This window comes from Variovorax sp. GW458-11-26-14-LB1 (genome assembly GCF_059423965.1).
The window spans coordinates 273,716-289,858 of sequence record NZ_JBWKYW010000002.1; the positions used below are offsets into that span (position 1 = coordinate 273,716).

14 protein-coding genes are annotated in these 16,143 nt (G+C 68.4%); 2 read left to right on the forward strand and 12 right to left on the reverse strand.

Annotated elements, in window-relative coordinates; all coding sequences use genetic code 11:
- Nucleotides 1-67: 67 nt before the first annotated feature.
- Nucleotides 68-988: a 2-hydroxyacid dehydrogenase gene (locus AC07YS_RS02640; protein WP_492698820.1), complete on the reverse strand. Its 921-nt coding sequence runs from the start codon at nt 986-988 to the stop codon at nt 68-70.
- Nucleotides 989-1,075: 87 nt separating this feature from the next.
- Between AC07YS_RS02640 and AC07YS_RS02645 the strand changes: the two genes are divergently transcribed.
- Nucleotides 1,076-1,390 (forward strand): EthD family reductase, encoded by a 315-nt coding sequence (locus AC07YS_RS02645; RefSeq protein WP_062477314.1) that lies wholly within the window; start codon nt 1,076-1,078, stop codon nt 1,388-1,390.
- Here AC07YS_RS02645 and AC07YS_RS02650 read toward each other — a convergent pair.
- The 8 genes from AC07YS_RS02650 to AC07YS_RS02685 all read right to left on the reverse strand — a co-directional run bounded on the left by AC07YS_RS02650 (nt 1,368) and on the right by AC07YS_RS02685 (nt 11,540).
- Nucleotides 1,368-2,276, reverse strand: a complete 909-nt coding sequence (locus AC07YS_RS02650) for a hypothetical protein (protein WP_495273873.1) — start codon at nt 2,274-2,276, stop codon at nt 1,368-1,370. The two genes, AC07YS_RS02645 and AC07YS_RS02650, sit on opposite strands and share 23 nt — an antisense overlap.
- Before the next feature lie 222 nt (nt 2,277-2,498).
- Nucleotides 2,499-3,461 (reverse strand): DUF4349 domain-containing protein, encoded by a 963-nt coding sequence (locus tag AC07YS_RS02655; RefSeq protein ID WP_307638115.1) that lies wholly within the window; start codon nt 3,459-3,461, stop codon nt 2,499-2,501.
- A 59-nt stretch (nt 3,462-3,520) separates the two neighbouring features.
- Complete coding sequence (locus tag AC07YS_RS02660; protein WP_495266972.1) at nt 3,521-5,521, reverse strand: acetyl/propionyl/methylcrotonyl-CoA carboxylase subunit alpha; 2,001 nt, start codon at nt 5,519-5,521, stop codon at nt 3,521-3,523.
- Nucleotides 5,514-6,185 (reverse strand): DUF4126 domain-containing protein, encoded by a 672-nt coding sequence (locus AC07YS_RS02665; protein ID WP_095947914.1) that lies wholly within the window; start codon nt 6,183-6,185, stop codon nt 5,514-5,516. The genes AC07YS_RS02660 and AC07YS_RS02665 overlap by 8 nt, the downstream gene beginning before the upstream one ends.
- Before the next feature lie 19 nt (nt 6,186-6,204).
- Nucleotides 6,205-6,999, reverse strand: a complete 795-nt coding sequence (locus tag AC07YS_RS02670) for an enoyl-CoA hydratase/isomerase family protein (RefSeq protein ID WP_159279449.1) — start codon at nt 6,997-6,999, stop codon at nt 6,205-6,207.
- 13 nt (nt 7,000-7,012) lie between these two features.
- Nucleotides 7,013-8,635, reverse strand: a complete 1,623-nt coding sequence (locus AC07YS_RS02675) for a carboxyl transferase domain-containing protein (protein WP_495266971.1) — start codon at nt 8,633-8,635, stop codon at nt 7,013-7,015.
- Nucleotides 8,632-10,299, reverse strand: coding sequence for an AMP-binding protein (locus tag AC07YS_RS02680; RefSeq protein WP_495266970.1), 1,668 nt, complete (start codon nt 10,297-10,299; stop codon nt 8,632-8,634). Before AC07YS_RS02680 ends, AC07YS_RS02675 begins: the two co-directional genes overlap by 4 nt.
- Nucleotides 10,300-10,367: 68 nt before the next feature.
- Nucleotides 10,368-11,540: an isovaleryl-CoA dehydrogenase gene (locus AC07YS_RS02685; protein WP_062478706.1), complete on the reverse strand. Its 1,173-nt coding sequence runs from the start codon at nt 11,538-11,540 to the stop codon at nt 10,368-10,370.
- Nucleotides 11,541-11,667: 127 nt separating this feature from the next.
- Between AC07YS_RS02685 and AC07YS_RS02690 the strand changes: the two genes are divergently transcribed.
- A complete protein-coding gene (locus AC07YS_RS02690) occupies nt 11,668-12,708 on the forward strand; it encodes an AraC family transcriptional regulator (protein WP_495266969.1) in 1,041 nt (346 codons plus the stop codon).
- Between the two features lie 285 nt (nt 12,709-12,993).
- Here AC07YS_RS02690 and AC07YS_RS02695 read toward each other — a convergent pair whose 3' ends face one another.
- The 3 genes from AC07YS_RS02695 to thiC all read right to left on the reverse strand — a co-directional run bounded on the left by AC07YS_RS02695 (nt 12,994) and on the right by thiC (nt 16,065).
- A complete protein-coding gene (locus tag AC07YS_RS02695; RefSeq protein ID WP_495266968.1) occupies nt 12,994-13,320 on the reverse strand; it encodes a thioredoxin family protein in 327 nt (108 codons plus the stop codon).
- 86 nt (nt 13,321-13,406) lie between these two features.
- Nucleotides 13,407-14,099 carry an HAD family hydrolase gene (locus tag AC07YS_RS02700; RefSeq protein WP_354348245.1) on the reverse strand — a complete coding sequence of 231 codons (693 nt, stop codon included), beginning with the start codon at nt 14,097-14,099 and terminating at the stop codon, nt 13,407-13,409.
- Between the two features lie 82 nt (nt 14,100-14,181).
- Nucleotides 14,182-16,065 carry a phosphomethylpyrimidine synthase ThiC gene (gene thiC / locus AC07YS_RS02705; RefSeq protein WP_495266967.1) on the reverse strand — a complete coding sequence of 628 codons (1,884 nt, stop codon included), beginning with the start codon at nt 16,063-16,065 and terminating at the stop codon, nt 14,182-14,184.
- Nucleotides 16,066-16,143 lie beyond the last annotated feature (78 nt).

The following is a 16,143-nucleotide window of genomic DNA, read 5'->3' on the forward strand; positions in this document are numbered from 1 at the left end:
AAACAAAAGCGTCGGGGTTTTCCCCCGCCGGCCGCGTGTCGGCCGGACCGTCGTCGGCGCAGGGCCGTCAGTAGCCGCGGACGGGATCGACGATGCCGGCGATCGGCAGCCCCTGCTCCATCGCGCGGATCTTCCCGGCGATCTGGGCGATGGACTCCTCGCGCAGCGTGCGCGCCGAGCCGTGCGGCGTGACGGTGATCTTCGGGTGGCGCCAGAAGGCGTGGTCGGCCGGCAGCGGCTCGACCTGGAACACGTCGAGCGTCGCGCCCGCGAGCTGGCCGGCGTCGAGCATCGGGATCAGGTCGTCTTCCACCAGGTGGCCGCCGCGCGCGATGCTGATGAGGTAGCCCTCGGGCTTGAGCTTGCCCAGCGTGGTGCGGTTCAGGATGCCGCGCGTGGACTCGGTCAGCGGCAGCAGGTTGACCAGCACGCGCGTGGAGGCCAGGAACTCGTCGAACTGTGCTTCGCCGCTGAACACCTGCACGCCGTCGATGGCCTTGGCAGAGCGGCTCCAGCCGAGCACCGGAAATTCGAACTGCGCCACGGCCTTGGCCACGCGCTCGCCGAGCACGCCCAGACCCATGATGCCGACCGGGAAGTCGCGCCGCAGCTTCGGCTTGCGGTAGCTCCACTTGCCCTCGCGCGCATCGGCCTCGTACACGTCGAATTCGCGGAAGTGGCGGATGAGCGTGTGGCACACGTACTCGGCCATCTGCACCGACATGCCCGCATCGTCCAGGCGCACGATGCGCGTGTGCGCCGGCACCTTGAGCTTGAGCAGCGCATCGACGCCCGCGCCGATGTTGAACAGGCCGCGCAGGTCGGGCTGCTCGTCGAGGAACTGCTGGGGCGGCGCCCACACCACGCCGTGGTCGGCCTGCGGCGCGCCGGGCGTCCAGGCTTCGATGGTGGCTTCGGGGAGTTCGGCCTTCAGGCCATCGATCCAGGGATCGGGACGGTTGTCGGTGAGGTAGACGGAGATTCGCATGGGCGCCATCTTAGAAGGCACCGGCTTGTTGCGTCGCGCGCCATCTCCTATGCTCGACCGCATTCAGCCACCCAGGAGACACCTTCCATGATCAAAGTCAGCGTGATGTACCCCCACACCCCCGGCGCGCGGTTCGACCACGACTACTACCGCGACCAGCACATGCCCATGCTCAAGGCCCGCATGGGCGACGCCTGCCTCTCGTACACCATCGACAAGGGCCTGGGCGGCGGCGCACCGGGCTCGCCGCCCACCTACGTCGGCATGTGCCACGTGTTCGCCGAATCGGTCGAGTCCTTCCAGAAGGCCTTCGGCCCGCACGTGAAGGAGATCATGGGCGACGTGAAGAACTACACCGACATCGCGCCGGTGATGCAGATCAGCGAAGTGGTGGTGGGCTGACGGGCTCCTGTCCCAGGTCCGTCGGAACACGGGCCATCAACCCCACGCCCGGCAAGTAACCCCGGTCCGCTTCGTCGAGCCGCGTCGGGTCGACACTCCACGCATCAGCAAGCGCCGTGACGTCCTCTTCGCCGGGCATGACGCTACGGCCAGTCGGACGGACCTGGCGGTCGGCGTCGCGGTGCGACATGCCTGAGGCGACCAGCGCTGCCTCCCGTGCGAATTCATCCTCGAGCAGGTCCGAGAGCCGATCGCGCGCATCGACCGGCGACAGTCCGCTGAGCACGGCAAAGCCCAGTGCGGCTTCCTCGGCGCTCTGTGCGCCCACGTTCGCATACACCTCGCCGCTGCTGCCTGCATAGCAGAACTGCCGCCCGGGCTCGCCGCGCCGTGCGCGCGCCCAGGTGACGAAGTCGGCGACACGGTGGCTGCCAAAGAATTGCGCTTCGCCGAAGTGGTCCTTCAGGCGCGTGAAGATCACGTCGAAGGCCTGCCCGATGCCTTCGAGGCGGTCCTCCGGGTACACGGCGGGATACGGCAGGCCGTCCCCCACGAGCAACACCCAGCCGTCGACGGGCGGTGATGCGAACACCCAGGGGGCCTGTCCGCCAGACGTCCGGCGGTAGGCCGCCGCGATGCCGGTGTGCCAGTTGGCCGGCCCTTCGGACGCCCACCCGAGGGCATCGAGCACTTGTGCGGGGTCCGAGGCGCGCACGGCAAACCAGCAGACCTTGTAGCCGAAGGGCTCCGGCAGATCCGGGATCGCGTCGAACTGCGGCGGAGGTGCCTCGACGGGTGGCGCGGGCGGGTTCCGTGGTGGGCGCTTCAAGGGCTTCGGCGGCGTCGGGGGCGCCGAGGCCCACGGGGCGGCAATCAACCGTTCCATGGGCTGGGCAAGTTTGACGTCGAAGGTGTAGCGCAGTGCAGGGGGCGCTGCGGACGGTGGCGCCGGTTCAGGCGCAGCCGGCACAGAGGCAGGCACCGCCCCATCGTCCTGCGCCTTCCCCAGGCCCAGTCCCGCAAGAAACTTCCGAAATCGACCCGCCATGCGGCCCCTCCTTCTTGTCGTGCGGCCGCGCTGTGTCAGGCGCGGCCGGCGCGCAGTGTCTCACGCCACCTTGGCGCGACGACGACGCCACAGCACCCGCACCAGCCACCCCACGGGCAGCACCACCAGCAGCAGCCACGGCAGGGCAGCGGCCACGAAGGTGATGAGCGCGCCCACGCTTTCGGCCAGCACGTCGCCGGCGTTGCGCAGCGCGTGCGCCATCGGGCTGTAGCCGTCGCTGCCGCTCACCAGCGCGCGCTTGGGCGTGAACTGGATCTGGATGTGCTGCTTGCTGGTCTGCTGCGCCAGCACCTTGCGCTGGGTGGCGATGGCGTCGAGCTCGGCCTGGGTGTCCGACAGCGTGCGCTGGATCGCCAGCAGGTCGGCCATGGTGCGCTTGGTGACGGTGTCGCGCAGCATGACGCGCAGGCTGTCGCGGAACTCGGTGCGGTTCTTGATGCGGGCCTCGACGTCGATCACCTCGGAGGTCTTGTCCTCGCTGGTGGTGGTGTGCGAGACCACGTTCGCCACGCCGGCCAGGCCACCGAGCAGCTTGTCGACGTCGGCGGGTTCCACGCGCATCTCGAGCAGGGCGTTGCCCGGCTGCTGCGGCGTCTCGCGCAGCAGCGAAGACGACAGCAGTTCGCACTTCAGCGTGCCGCACAGGTCGCGCACCTTGCCCCAGGCATCGGCCAGCTGTTCGGCCGGCACTTCGACGTTCAGGTCCTGCCGCACGGCCAGGAAGCGCTGCAGCGCGGTCTCGCCACTGCCGCCCCGCGCCTCGTCGGACTGCGACGCGGCGATCTCGGCCTGCGGTGCGCTCGCCCGCTGTGCTTTCATGGCACCGCCATAGCCCATCGGCGGCGCCGGCATGGACGCGGAGGCCGGCGCGGCCGACTCGGCACTGCGCTGGCGGTCGCAGCCGGCCAGCGACAGGGCGGCCGCCAGGGCCAGCAGGACAGCGCCTGCGCGGTGGCGCACGGCGGCGCGGGGTGTCGACATGGAAAGGGTGCGGCGGCTCATCAGGACTCCTTGAAAAGAATGACTACCACCGCTGATACGGGCGAGCGCCCGGATCGGGGTTAAGCGGCAGCCGCCATTCGCAACAATTCGTCGCCCTCCGCCACCTGCTCGCCCGGCGAGAACATCAGTTCTTCCACCGTGCCGTCGGCCGGCGCGGCGATGGTGTGCTCCATCTTCATGGCTTCCATCACGGCCAGCGGCTGGCCGCGGCTGACCTTGTCGCCGGCCTTGACCGCGAAGGACACGACCTTGCCGGGCATCGGCGCCGTGAGGCGGCCGCCTTCGGCGTGGGTGTCGCCCGCGTGGGCGAGGCGGTCGATGGCCGTGAGGCGCGTGGCGCCCTTCGCCGCGAACACGTGGGCGGTGGCGCCATCCAGGTGCACGTCGAGGGTCTGGCGCGTGCCGGCGAACTCGAGCTCGAACTCGCCCGTGGGAAAGCGCCCGATGGTGAGCGGGCCTTCGACACCGCCCACGGCGAGGTGCAGGCCGCCGTCGCGACGGTAGGTCAGCAGCGCGCTGTGCTCGGCGCCGCGGAACTCGAAGTCGAAGCGGCGCTTGTACTCGCCGTGCGCACGCCAGCCATCGCGGCGCTCGAAGGGGTCGGGCAGTTGCGTCGGCCACTCGGTGACCAGCGTGCGCGTGATGGCGGCGGCCGCGGCCAGCGGCAGGCCCAGCGGCTCGCGGTCGAACAGCACGGCGCGCTCGCGCTCGATGAGCGCGGTGTCGAGGTTGGCCTTCGAGAACGACTCGGTCGCCAGGATGCCGCGCAAAAACTGCACGTTGGTCGACACGCCCACGATCTGCACCTGGGCCAGCGCGGCATCGAGCCGGGCCAGCGCTTCGGCGCGCGTGCTGCCGTGCACGATGAGCTTGGCGATCATCGAGTCGTAGAAGGGCGAAATCTCGCCGCCCTCGCGCACGCCGTCGTCGATGCGCACGCGGCTGCGCTGGAAGGCGGTGGCCTGCGGCTTGCGGTACACGCGCAGCGTGCCGGTGGCGGGCAGGAAGTTGTTGTCGGGGTTCTCGGCGCAGATGCGCGCCTCGATGGCGTGGCCGTGGATCTGCAGTTCCGATTGCTTGGCAGGCAGCGGCTCGCCCGAGGCCACGCGCAATTGCCATTCGACGAGGTCGAGGCCCGTGATCGCTTCGGTCACCGGGTGTTCGACTTGCAGGCGCGTGTTCATCTCCATGAAGAAGAAGTTCATCTCGCCGCCTTCGCGCTGCTCGACGATGAACTCCACGGTGCCCGCGCCCACGTAGTTCACGGCGCGCGCCGCGGCCACGGCGGCCTCGCCCATCTGCTTGCGCATCGCCTCGGTCATGCCGGGCGCGGGCGCTTCTTCCAGCACCTTCTGGTGGCGGCGCTGCACCGAGCAGTCGCGCTCGAACAGGTAGACGTAGTTGCCCTGTGTGTCACCGAACACCTGGATCTCGATGTGGCGCGGGCGCTGCACGTACTTCTCGATCAGCACCGCGTCGTCGCCGAAGCTGTTGATGGCTTCGCGCTTGCACGAGGCCAGCGCGGCCTCGAAGTCGGCGGCCTTGTCGACCGCGCGCATGCCCTTGCCGCCGCCGCCGGCGCTGGCCTTGATGAGCACCGGGTAGCCGATGCGGTCGGCTTCGCGCTGCAGCAGCGCCGGGTCCTGGTCGGCGCCGTGGTAGCCGGGCACCAGCGGCACGCCGGCCTTTTCCATCAGCTGCTTCGACTCGGCCTTCAGGCCCATGGCCTTGATCGCCGAGGGCGGCGGGCCGATGAAGGCCAGGCCGGCGTCGGCGCAGGCCTGCGCGAACTCTTCGTTCTCGCTGAGGAAGCCGTAGCCGGGGTGCACCGCTTCGGCGCCCGTGGCCTTGGCGGCCTCGAGGATCTTTTCCCAGCGCAGGTAGCTGTCCTTCGGGGCGCTGCCGCCGAGGTACACCGACTCGTCGCAGGCGCGCACATGGTTGGCGTGCGCATCGGCATCGGAGTACACGGCGACGGTGCGAACCGCCATGCGGCGTGCAGTGGCCGCGACACGGCAAGCGATCTCGCCACGGTTGGCGATGAGGATCTTCTTAAACATTCGGAGTGTCTCCCGGAGGATTCTTTTTCAGTTGAAAGGCGGACGTGACGCCCGGATCGGGCCGGCCACTGAAGATGCGTGCCACGCGGCTGAACAGCGCGCGCAGAAAACGCCAGCTCTTGCGGATGAGCCACACGCTGAGCACGAGCACGAAGACGAAAAGCACCAGAAAGACCAGCGGATGCGCCACCGCGAGCCACAGCCCGGCCGGCACCATCGAATCTTCGACCAGCGACGCGCCGACGTTCGAGAACGGCTCGGGCGAGGTGTTGATGGCCGCGCGCGTGGTGGCCTTGGCCGCATGCGCCGTGGCCGCGAAGCCGCCGCCCAGCAGCGCCGCGACAACGGCCATGGCGCCATGGTCGGCACCGAACACGCTGGCCGCGAGCGCCGCGCCGGCGGGGATGCGGATGGCGGTGTGCACCACGTCCCAGAGCGAGTCCAGCCCCGGGATCTTGTCGGCGAAGAACTCGACGAACACCATGAAACCGCTGACCGCGAGCACGATCGGATGCGCGAGCATCTGCAGCCCCGCAGGCAGCGGCACCCAGCCGAAGTAGCCGACCAGGCCGGTCAGCAGCACGACGAGGTACAGGCGCACGCCGCTGGCCCAGCCGATGGCGGCGGCCAGTGCGAGCAGTTGCGGCATGTCGAGTGCGTTCATGGCGGTCCTTGGTTGGCTGTCAGCCGGCGAGCCAGGACGGCTTGCGCTTCTGCAGGAAAGCCTGCACGCCCTCGCGGCCTTCGTCGCTGGCGCGGATGTCGGCGATGCCTTCGACGGTCTTGGCGATGAGCGCGCTGTCGATCTCGCGGCCGGCCACGTCGGCGATCAGCTGCTTGCAGGCACGCACGGCGGCGGGGCTTGCGCCGGTGAGCGCCTTCAGCAGCTCGTCGACCTTGGCGTCGAGCGCGTCGGCGGCCACCACTTCATGCACGAAGCCGATGCGGTGCGCCTCGGCGGCGGTGAAGCGCTCGGCCGTGAGGAAGTAGCGCTGCGAGGCGCGCGGGCCCATGGCGCGCAGCACGTAGGGGCTGATGGTCGCGGGCACGAGGCCGATCTTCACTTCGCTCAGGCAGTACCACGCGGTGTCGACGCTCACGGCCATGTCGCACGCAGCCACGAGCCCCATGCCGCCCGCGTACACGTCGCCCTGCACGCGCGCGATGGTGGGCTTGGGGCACTCGGCGATGGTGCGCAGCATGTCGGCCAGCTTGCCCGCGTCGGCGAGGTTCTCGCCCCGCGTGTAGTCGGCCATGCGGCGCATCCAGTTGAGGTTAGCGCCCGCGCAGAAGGCCGGGCCGTTCGCGCCGAGCACGACGGCCTTGACCTGCGGCGCGGCGCCGGCTTCGAGAAAGGCCTGCGTCAGCTCGGCGATCACGACGTCGTCGAAGGCGTTGCGCGCGTCGGGCTGGTCGAGCCAGATGCGTGCCACCGCGCCGTCGATGGCGAGGTTCAGCTTGGTGAAGGTGCTGCTCATGCGGTGCCCCTGGTCACATGCGGAAGATGCCGAACTTGGGCTCGGGGATCGGCGCGTTGCGCGATGCGGCCAGGCCCAGGGCGAGCACGCGGCGCGTGTCGGCCGGATCGATGATGCCGTCGTCCCACAGGCGTGCGGTGGCGTAGTAGGGGTGGCCCTGGTCTTCGTACTGCTGGCGGATCGGGGCCTTGAAGGCTTCTTCTTCGTCGGCGCTCCAGCTGCCGCCCTTCAGTTCGATGCCGTCGCGCTTCACCGTGGCCAGCACGCTCGCGGCCTGCTCGCCGCCCATCACGCTGATGCGCGCGTTGGGCCACATCCAGAGGAAGCGCGGGCTGTACGCACGGCCGCACATGCCGTAGTTGCCGGCGCCGAAGCTGCCGCCGATGATGATCGTGAACTTGGGCACGTTGGCGGTGGCCACGGCCGTCACCATCTTGGCGCCGTGGCGCGCAATACCTTCGTTCTCGTACTTGCGGCCCACCATGAAGCCGGTGATGTTCTGCAGGAACACCAGCGGGATCTTGCGCTGGCAGCACAGCTCGATGAAGTGCGCGCCCTTCTGCGCCGACTCGCTGAACAGGATGCCGTTGTTGGCGATGATGCCGACCGGCATGCCCTCGATCTCGGCAAAGCCGCACACCAGCGTGGCGCCGAAGCGGGCCTTGAACTCGTGGAACTCGCTGCCGTCGACGATGCGCGCAATGATCTCGCGCACGTCAAAGGGCTTGCGCGTGTCGGTGGGGATCACGCCGTACAGCTCTTCGCGCGGAAAGTCGGGCGCGCGCACCGCGGTGCCTTGCGGCGTGTCGGCGGCCTTTGCGTTGAGGTTGGCCACCGCCGAGCGTGCCAGCGCCAGCGCGTGCAGGTCGTTCTGCGCCAGGTGGTCGACCACGCCCGACAGGCGCGTGTGCACGTCGCCGCCGCCCAGGTCTTCGGCCGACACGACCTCGCCGGTGGCCGCCTTCACGAGCGGCGGGCCGCCCAGGAAGATGGTGCCCTGGTTCTTCACGATGATCGATTCGTCGCTCATCGCCGGCACGTACGCACCGCCGGCCGTGCACGAGCCCATGACCACCGCGATCTGCGGAATGCCCTGGGCGCTCATGTTGGCCTGGTTGTAGAAGATGCGGCCGAAGTGCTCGCGATCGGGGAACACCTCGTCCTGGTTCGGCAGGTTGGCGCCGCCCGAGTCCACGAGGTAGATGCAGGGCAGGCGGTTCTGCTCGGCGATCTCCTGCGCGCGCAGGTGCTTCTTGACCGTCATCGGGTAGTAGGTGCCGCCCTTCACCGTGGCGTCGTTGCACACGATCATGCAGTCGACACCGTTCACGCGGCCGATGCCCGCGATGATGCCGGCGCCGGGCGCCGACTCGGCCCCCTTGGCATCGAGGTACATCGCATGCGCGGCCAGCGGCGCGATCTCGAGGAAGGGCGTGCCCGGGTCGAGCAGCTCGGCCACGCGGTCGCGTGGCAGCAGCTTGCCGCGCGCCGTGTGCTTGGCACGTGCGGCCTCGCCGCCGCCCTGCTCCACTTTCGCGAACTGCTGCTGCAGGTCGTCGACCAGCGCGCGCATGGCGGCCGCGTTGGCCTGGAAGTCGGCCGAACGCGCATTCAGTTTGGTTTCGAGTTTGCTCATGCTGTCTTTTCTTGGCTGAGACCGAGCTGCTCGGTCATGGCGTCGCGGATCTTGAATTTCTGGATCTTGCCGGTCACCGTCATCGGGAACTCGGAGACGAACTGGATGTACTTGGGCACCTTGTAGTGCGCGATCTGGCCCTTGCAGAAGTCGCGGATCTCGGTGTCGGTGGCGCTCTGGCCGGGCTTGACGATGATCCAGGCGCACAGCTCTTCGCCGTACTTCTTGTCGGGCAGGCCGACCACCTGCACGTCCTGCACCTTCGGGTGGCGGTACAAAAATTCTTCGATCTCGCGCGGGTAGATGTTCTCGCCGCCGCGGATCACGAGGTCCTTGATTCGCCCGACGATGTTCACGTAGCCCTCGGCGTCCATGGTGGCGAGGTCGCCGGTGTGCATCCAGCGTTCGGCGTCGATGGCCTCGCGCGTCTTGGGCTCGTCTTCCCAGTAGCCGTGCATCACCGAGTAGCCGCGCGTGCACAGCTCGCCCGACTGGCCCGGCGGCATGATCGCGCCGGTCTCGGGGTCGATGATCTTCACCTCGAGGTGCGGCTGCACGGTGCCCACGGTCGACACCCGGCGGTCGAGCGGCGTGTCGGTGCTGCTCTGGCAGCTCACGGGGCTGGTCTCGGTCATGCCGTAGGCGATGGTGATCTCGCCCAGGTGCATCTCGTTGACCACACGCTTCATCACCTCGATGGGGCACGGCGAGCCGGCCATGATGCCGGTGCGCAGCGTCGACAGGTCGAACTCCTTGAAGCGCGGATGGTCCAGCTCGGCGATGAACATCGTGGGCACGCCGTGCAGGCCCGTGCACTTCTCTGCCTGCACCGTCTCGAGCACCGTGAGCGGGTCGAAACCGTCGTTCGGGTACACGATGGCGGAGCCGTGCGTGAGGCAGGCCAGGTTGCCCAGCACCATGCCGAAGCAGTGGTACAGCGGCACCGGAATGCACAGGCGGTCGGCCGGCGTGAGCTTCATGCACTCGCCGATGAAGAAGCCGTTGTTCAGGATGTTGCGGTGCGTGAGCGTCGCGCCCTTGGGGAAGCCCGTGGTGCCGCTGGTGAACTGGATGTTGATCGGGTCGGTGGCCTTCAGCGTCTTCTGCGTGGCGGCCACGCGCGCGTCGGCCGCATCGCCGCTGGCCAGCAGCTCGCTGAAGCGGCGCATGCCGGGCTGCTCGTCGCCCTGGCCGGGCTTGTCGATCCAGAAGGTGTGCTGCAGCAGCGGCAGCTTGGCCGGCCCCAGCTCGCGCAGCATGCCCAGGTAGTCGCTGGTCTTGAACTGCGCCATCGTCACCAGCGCCTTGCAGCCGACCTTGTTGAGCGCGTACTCGAGCTCCGAGGTGCGGTAGGCGGGGTTGATGTTGACGAGGATCAGGCCGACCTTGGCGGTCGCGATCTGCATCAGCACCCAGGGCACGTTGTTGTGCGACCAGATGCCCACGCGGTCGCCGGGCACGAGCCCCAGGCTCAGCAGTGCGCTGGCCAGCTTGTTCGACGCGGTCTGCAGTTCGCGGTAGGTGAAGCGCTGGCCTTCGTGGCGGCTGACGAGGGCTTCGCGTTCAGGCTGCTTCTCGACCATGTCGTCGAAAAAGTCGCCGATGGCTTGCTCGATGAGGGGGACGTCCGTGGCGCCTTGGGCCAGGCTCTGCGTCAGTGGCATCGTCTTGTCTCCTTGTCTGGCGCCCTCTCCCTGCGGGGAGAGGGTGGGGTGAGGGTGTGCAGCGCGGCTTATGCCGTTTCGGAGAACAGCTCACGGCCGATCAGCATGCGGCGCACTTCGCTCGTGCCCGCGCCGATCTCGTACAGCTTGGCATCGCGCCACAGCCGCTCGACCGGGAAGTCCTTGGTGTAGCCCACGCCGCCCAGCGTCTGGATCGCCTCGCCGGCCATCCAGGTCGCCTTCTCGGCGGAGTACAGGATGGCGCCGGCCGCGTCCTTGCGGAAGGTGCGCGCATGGTCGTTGCGGTCGCAGGCCTTGCCCACGGCGTACACGTAGGCGCGGGTGGCCTGCCAGGTCGAGTACATGTCGGCGATCTTGCCCTGCATCAGCTGGAACTCGCCGATGCTCTGGCCGAACTGCTGGCGCTCGTGGATGTAGGGGATCACGGCGTCCATGCAGGCGGCCATGATGCCCAGCGGGCCGCCCGAGAGCACGGCGCGCTCGTAGTCCAGGCCGCTCATCAGCACCTTGGCGCCCATGCCTTCGCCGCCGAGCACGTTCTCTTCGGGCACTTCGCAGTTGTCGAAGAACAGCGGGAAGGTGTTGGAGCCGCGCATGCCCAGCTTGTCGAGCTTGGTGCCTGCCGAGAAGCCCTTGAAGTTCTTCTCGACGATGAAGGCCGTCATGCCGCGCGCGCCCATCTCGGGCTCGGTCTTGGCGTAGATGACCAGCGTGTCGGCGTCGCCGCCGTTGGTGATCCACATCTTGCCGCCGTTGAGCACGTAGTAGCCGTCCTTCTTGTCGGCCTTGAGCTTCATGCTCACCACGTCGGAGCCGGCGTTGGGCTCGCTCATGGCCAGCGCGCCCACATGCTCGCCGCTCACCAGCTTGGGCAGGTATTTCTTCTTCTGCGCTTCGCTGCCGTTGCGGTGGATCTGGTTCACGCACAGGTTGGAGTGCGCGCCGTACGACAGGCCCACCGAGGCCGAGGCGCGCGAGACTTCTTCCATGGCCACGATGTGGGCCAGGTAACCCAGCTCGGTGCCGCCGAATTCTTCCTTCACCGTCATGCCGTGCAGGCCCAGCTCGCCGAGCTTTTGCCACAGGTCGTGCGGGAACAGGTTGTCGCGGTCGATCTCGGCGGCGCGGGGCGCGATTTCGTTGGCGGCGAAGTCCTGGATCGCGCTGCGCAGCGCGTCGATGTCGTCGCCCAGGTCGAAGTTGAGGCCGAAATCGTGCATGAGTCTTGTCTCCTCTGAAGGGGTCGGCGCGCAGGACTGCCCGCGCGGATGGCGCTTGAAAAAACGCAGCTTACGCCTCGTGGCGCCGCAATTGGCGCCACAATGGTTGCAAATTGCGCCACGACCGATGCCCTCCACCACGTCGTCCCCCGCCTTCCTGCGACCCGCCCGCGCCGTCACGCCGATGGCCTTCGTGCGAGCCATCGTGCAAGGGTATGCCCGCTACGGCAAGGACCCGGCGCAGGCCCTGCAGGCGGCACAGATCGCGCCGCGCGAACTGGCCCGCCCGGGCGCGCGGGTGACGGCCGCGCAGTTCGAGGCGCTGTCGGGCCACGCGATGCAGGAGCTGGACGACGAGGCGCTGGGCTGGTTCTCGCGCCGCCTGCCCTGGGGCAGCTACGGCATGCTGTGCCGCGCCTCGCTCACCTCGCCCGACCTGGGCGTGGCCATGAAACGCTGGTGCCGCCACCACCGCCTGCTGACCGAGGACATCACGCTCGCGCTGGAGGTGACCGGCGGCGTGGCCACGCTGCGCATCACCGAGAAACGCCCGCTCGACCCCGCGTTCCGCGAGTTCTGCCTGGTGACCAGCCTGCGCTTCATGCACGGGTATGTGTGCTGGGCCATCGACTCGCGCATCTCGCTGCGCCAGGCCACCTTTCCGTTCGCGGCACCGCCGCACCGCGACGCCTACCCGCTGATGTTCACGCCCGACGTGCACTTCGACGCGCCGCAGGCCAGCATCAGCTTCGACGAGCGCTACCTCGCGCTGCCGCTGCTGCGCGACGAACGCGCGCTGCGCACCATGCTCAAGCGCGCCCTGCCGCTCACGGTGCTGCAGTACCGCCGCGACCGCCTGCTGGGGCAGCGCGTGCGCGAGCTGCTGCGCGCGCGCGCCGGCGAGGCCACCACGGCGGAGGCGCTGGCAGGGCTGCTGAATGTGTCGGGGCGCACCTTGCACCGGCAGCTGCATGAGGAAGGCACCTCGCTGCAGGTGCTGAAGAACGAGGTGCGACATGAGCTGGCGGTGGAGCAGCTGCGCCGGACCACGCGGCCGATCAAGCAGGTGGCGCTGGCGGTGGGCTTTCGCAACGAGAAGAGCTTTTCGCGCGCGTTCCTGCAGTGGACGGGGCACGCGCCCAGGGACTTTCGGCAGCTGGGGTTGTAGTGCTTGTTCAGGGCGCGTGCACAGGCCACCGGGTACTTCCCTCCGCGAATGTCCCCCGGGGCTTCGCCCCTCCTCCTTGATTTCGCTGCGGGAAGCACCCAGTGCCCTGCGCACGGGGGTACGCGGTCGGTTCACGGCCGATCAACAACTGCTCTGAAACGCTCACGCCGATGGGGTGCCTTGCGCAGCGAAATCAAGGAGGAGGCCGCAGGCCGGGGGACATTCGCGGAGCAAGGTACCGCGTCGGCGGGAGCGTCGCCCTGAACCACGCGACGAAAAGCGAACTCAGGCCGGCGAATCGATCAACGCCAATGCATCGGCGATCGACTGGCTGTCTTCCGGCCGCACCAGTTTCGCGACCTGTTGCCCGTCGCGCATGAACACCAGCGTGGGCCACAGCCGCACGTTGAACGAACGCCCCAGCGGGCGGCCGCTGCCGTCTTCCACCTTGATGCGGCGCACGTTCGGGTACCGGGCAAAGGCCTCGGCAATGTTCGGCTGCGCGGCCTTGCAGATGCCGCACCAGTTGGTGCCGAACTCCACCACGGCCGGGCCCTGGAGCGCGTCGATCTCGCTGCGGTCGGGTTGCGCGGTCTGGTACTCGGAGGTCATGGGCAGGGTCCTTGCGAATTCGTGGGAAGGAGCGCGTGAAGGCGACGGGTCCGCCACACGCTGACGGGCGTCATTGCACCAGAAACTCAGGCCGCCTGCAGGCCGTAGCCGGCCAGCAATGCGGGCAGCTCGGTCATGTCGCTGAACACGGCCACGGCGCCCGCGGCGCGCAGCGCGCCCGGGCCGCTGTGGCCCGACTCGCCCGTGCTGTAGCCGAACACCGTGGCGCCCGCGGCCACGCCGGCCATCGCGCCGGTGACCGTGTCTTCGACCACCGCGCAGCGCTTCGGATCGACACCGAGCGCTTCCGCCGCGGCCAGGTACACGTCGGGGTGCGGCTTGGAGCGCGGCATCTCGTGGCCGCTGAAGATGCGGCCCTCGAAGCAGTCGAGCAGGCCGACCTTGGCCAGCTGCAGCTCGACCTTGTGGCGGTCGGCGCCCGACGCGCAGGCAATGCGGCCCTTGAGCCGCGCGTGGATCTCGCGGATGGCGGCAGGCGCATGGGGAATGGCGACGAGGTCGCGGTCCAGCGCCTCGTTGCGGCGGGCGCGAAAGCCACGCAGCCAGTCGTCGGTGATCTTGAAGCCCGTCTTGGCCTCGATGAGCGCCGTCTCGTCCTTCACGGCCTTGCCGGTGAAGATGTTCATCGATTCCTCGGCCGTGAGCTGCCAGCCGAGCTCGCCGAGCATGTCGGCAAGCACGCGGTTGGTGATGGGTTCGGAATCGACGAGCACGCCGTCGCAATCGAAGAGAACGGCGGAAAAGGGGAAAGGGGTCATTGCGAGGCTGAAGTTCAGGGGTCTGGCTCCATGGTAGCAACGCCCCCTTTCCGCACGGGCAGACTCAGGCTATCGGGCCATCTCAGGCCACTGGCCGGATCGGGATGTAGATCTCGCCGCCGCCGGCCATGAATTCTTTCGACTTCTCTTCCATGCCCTCGGCCATGGCAGCCGCCTCGGCCACGCCCTTCTTGGCCGCGTACTCACGCACCTCCTGCGTGATCTTCATCGAGCAGAACTTGGGGCCGCACATCGAACAGAAGTGCGCCACCTTGCTCGAGTCTTTCGGCAGCGTCTCGTCGTGGAATTCGCGCGCCGTGTCGGGGTCCAGGCCCAGGTTGAACTGGTCTTGCCAGCGGAACTCGAAGCGCGCCTTGCTCAGCGCGTCGTCGCGCGAACGCGCACCCGGGTGGCCCTTGGCCACGTCGGCCGCGTGTGCGGCGATCTTGTAGGCAATGATCCCCTGCTTCACGTCGTCGCGGTCGGGCAGGCCCAGGTGCTCCTTGGGCGTCACGTAGCAGAGCATCGCCGTGCCGGCCCAGCCGATCATCGCGGCGCCGATGGCGCTGGAGATGTGGTCGTAGCCCGGCGCGATGTCGATGGTCAGCGGGCCGAGCGTGTAGAACGGCGCTTCGTGGCAGTGCTTGATCTGCTCGTCCATGTTGGCCTGGATCATGTGCATCGGCACGTGGCCCGGGCCTTCGATCATGGTCTGCACGTCGTGCTTCCAGGCGATCTGCGTGAGCTCGCCCAGCGTGCGCAGCTCGGCAAACTGCGCTTCGTCATTCGCATCGGCGCCAGAGCCGGGGCGCAGGCCGTCGCCGAGCGAGAAGCTCACGTCGTAGGCCTTCATGATGTCGCAGATGTCCTCGAAGTGCGTGTAGAGGAAGCTCTCCTTGTGGTGCGCGATGCACCACTTGGCCATGATCGAGCCGCCACGCGACACGATGCCCGTCATGCGGTCCGCCGTGAGGTGGATGAACGGCAGGCGCAGGCCCGCGTGGATGGTGAAGTAATCGACGCCCTGCTCCGCCTGCTCGATGAGCGTGTCGCGGTAGATCTCCCAGGTGAGGTCTTCGGCCACGCCGCCCACCTTTTCGAGCGCCTGGTAGATCGGCACCGTGCCGATGGGCACCGGCGAGTTGCGCACGATCCAGTCGCGCGTGGTGTGGATGTTCTTGCCGGTCGACAGGTCCATCACGTTGTCGGCGCCCCAGCGGATGGCCCACACCAGCTTCTCGACCTCTTCCTCGATGCTCGAGGTGACGGCCGAGTTGCCGATGTTGGCATTGATCTTCACCTTGAAGTTGCGCCCGATGGCCATCGGCTCGACCTCGGGGTGGTTGATGTTCGCGGGAATGATCGCGCGGCCACGGGCCACTTCGTCGCGCACGAACTCGGGCGTGATGATGCGCGGAATGCTCGCGCCCATCGGGTTGCCCGCCACGCGCCTGGCGCGCTCCTCGTTGGCCAGGTACTCGGCCATCCACTCGCGCTTGCCGTTCTCGCGCAGGGCCACGTACTCCATCTCGGGCGTGACGATGCCGCGGCGCGCGTAGTGCATCTGCGTGACGTTGGCGCCCGACTTCGCGCGGCGCGGCGTGCGCTGCAGCGCCGAGGCACCGGCGCGCAGTTCGGCCAGGCGCTGCGCGTCGCGGTCTTCGTTCTTCGCGCCGTCGTCCAGCGCGTGGTGCGTGCGGCCTTCATAGCTTTCGGTGTCGCCGCGCTCGATGACCCAGGCGCTGCGCACGTCGGGCAGGCCGCGGCGCACGTCGATCTCGACCTTCGGGTCGGTGTAGGGGCCCGAGGTGTCGTACAGGGAGACGGTTTCGCCGTTGGTCAGCGCCACGTCGCGCACGGGCACGAACAGGTCGGGCCGGCTGCCCGGAATGACGCACTTGTGCGAGGCGGGAAAGGGTTCGCGCGTCAGCGACAGCAGCGAGGTGAATTTGTCGGGGGCATTCATCGGAGGCACTCCTTGTTGAGGGAAAGGGTGCTCCGCAATCGCTCGTGGACCTCGGGAGGCCCGCCACCGAAAAAGGGA